Consider the following 1,735-nt stretch of genomic DNA (forward strand, 5'->3'; position numbering starts at 1 on the left):
CCAATCTTTTGGCGGAGCGTTTCGGGCTGTCGCCGAAAAGCTCGGCGGCATCGGCGAGGCAGGCCTTGGTCAGGCTCTTCTCGGAGCGCTTCAAGAGCTTGCGCAGAAGCTTCGTCTCGTCGGCGGGGCCGAGCGGCTCGCCTTCGGCATCGAGCAGCGCGCGCATGACGAAGACGTCGTGCAGTTCGCCGAGCTGCTCGCCGAGCTTGTCGACCGCCTTGCGGCGCGCCTTGATCGGCGTCGGCCACAGGCGGCCGAGCAGCGACAGATGCATGGAGTGCGTCTTGGCCGCCTTGCGCAGGTTGTGAAAATCCTCGTCCTCGCCGCGCGCCTCCGCCTTGTCGAGCGCCTTCTTCGCCCGCCGCAAGGTGGCGCGGGCGCCGTCGGCCAGGATGTCGGCCGCCTGTTCCGGCAGGTCGGGCAGCGCCAGCCTGTCGATACGCTCCAGGCCTTCCCGGCAGGCGGCCACGGCCGCGTTGATGGCGGCGTCGAGGCCCGGGCCGGCATGAAGCTCGTGCTGGCGCAGCACCAGCCGTTCGCGCACGGGATCGAGACCGCCGCCTGCGGATTGTTCCGGAAAGGCATCGGCGAGGCGGTCGACGGTCTCGATGAGCGCCGTCGCCTCGCGCGGGCCGGCGAGCAGCGCCGAGACCTGCTTGTAGCATTCATTCTCGGTCCGGCAGAACGGTTCGTCCCCGGAACGAACCACGCGCAGCAAGGCGCGCACGCTCTTCAGCCGCTTGCGGCATTTGTGCAGGCCCTGCTCCGGCTTCTCGCGCGCCGTCTCGAGATGGCTGATGGCCCTGCCGATCTTGTCGGCCAATATGCGCCTGACCTCGCCGGTCAGCGGCAAGCGCGGATCGATGCGGAAGCTCATGCGGCGATCTCCGGTATCCCCCCGAGGGCCAGCGACGCGTTGTAGAACCTCGACTCGCCGGTGACCTCGCGACCGAGCCAGTCGGGCAGCATTTCGTCAGATACGTCCTCCGGCGTCTCCAGCTCCGCGATCACCAACCCCGCGAGCTTGCCGCCGAAAACATCGACTTCATAGAGATAGCCACGGTGTCTAACATGGTGGCGTGTCTTCTCGATGACACGTCCGATGGCAAAGGCCATCAATTCCTCGGCCTCGGCAAGCGGGATCGAATATTCGAATTCGTCGCGTTCGCGCGCCCTGACGCCGAACTTCAACGTCAGCTTGGCGGAGCGCCCGTCCGAGATGCGCACGCGCACGGTGCGGCCGGGCTGGGCGGCGACATAGAACTGGCGAATGCGGATCTCCGCCTCGACCTCGTCTCGCCAGGCGGAACTGGAGACCAGGAATTTACGCTCGACTTCCTTGCCCATGGCCGCGCACTAAAGCCTGTGGGGGCAGTGAAGGCAAGCCGGTTCAGAGGTCAAATTTGACTTTAATCAATCGATTGATTAAACATTGAGGTATGGACAGGCAATCAATTGCGAAAAGGCAGCAGCGCGAAGCCACCACCGCCGACCAAACACGCGCGGCGCTGGTGCACGCGGCGCTCAAGCTGTTCGGGCGGCAGGGGTTCGACGGCACGTCGACGCGCCAAATCGCGGCGGAAGCCAAGGCCAATATCGGCTCGATCGCCTATCATTTCGGCGGCAAGGAAGGCCTGCGCGCCGCCGCCGCCGACTTCATCGTGGAAACCATCCAGGGCATCGCCGGCCAGGCGCTGGGCGGCGCCCAGGGGACCGCCCCAGCAAACCCGGAAGC

3 protein-coding genes are annotated in these 1,735 nt (G+C 66.1%); 1 reads left to right on the top strand and 2 read right to left on the bottom strand.

Annotated elements, in window-relative coordinates; translation table 11 throughout:
• Positions 1-877: CHAD domain-containing protein (locus tag EOA27_RS35205; RefSeq protein WP_145970786.1), on the bottom strand; the 877-nt coding region annotated here is incomplete at its 3' end.
• The gene (locus tag EOA27_RS35210) at positions 874-1,347 is read right to left on the bottom strand and encodes a CYTH domain-containing protein (protein ID WP_126080268.1); all 474 of its coding nucleotides are present in this window, start codon (positions 1,345-1,347) and stop codon (positions 874-876) included. The genes EOA27_RS35205 and EOA27_RS35210, both read right to left, overlap by 4 nt.
• 92 nt (positions 1,348-1,439) lie before the next feature.
• Here EOA27_RS35210 and EOA27_RS35215 point away from each other — a divergent pair.
• The coding region (locus tag EOA27_RS35215; protein ID WP_127258592.1) for a TetR family transcriptional regulator at positions 1,440-1,735 on the top strand (296 nt) is incomplete at its 3' end.

The sequence above is a fragment of the Mesorhizobium sp. M2A.F.Ca.ET.037.01.1.1 genome, assembly GCF_003998075.1.
GTDB lineage: Bacteria > Pseudomonadota > Alphaproteobacteria > Rhizobiales > Rhizobiaceae > Mesorhizobium.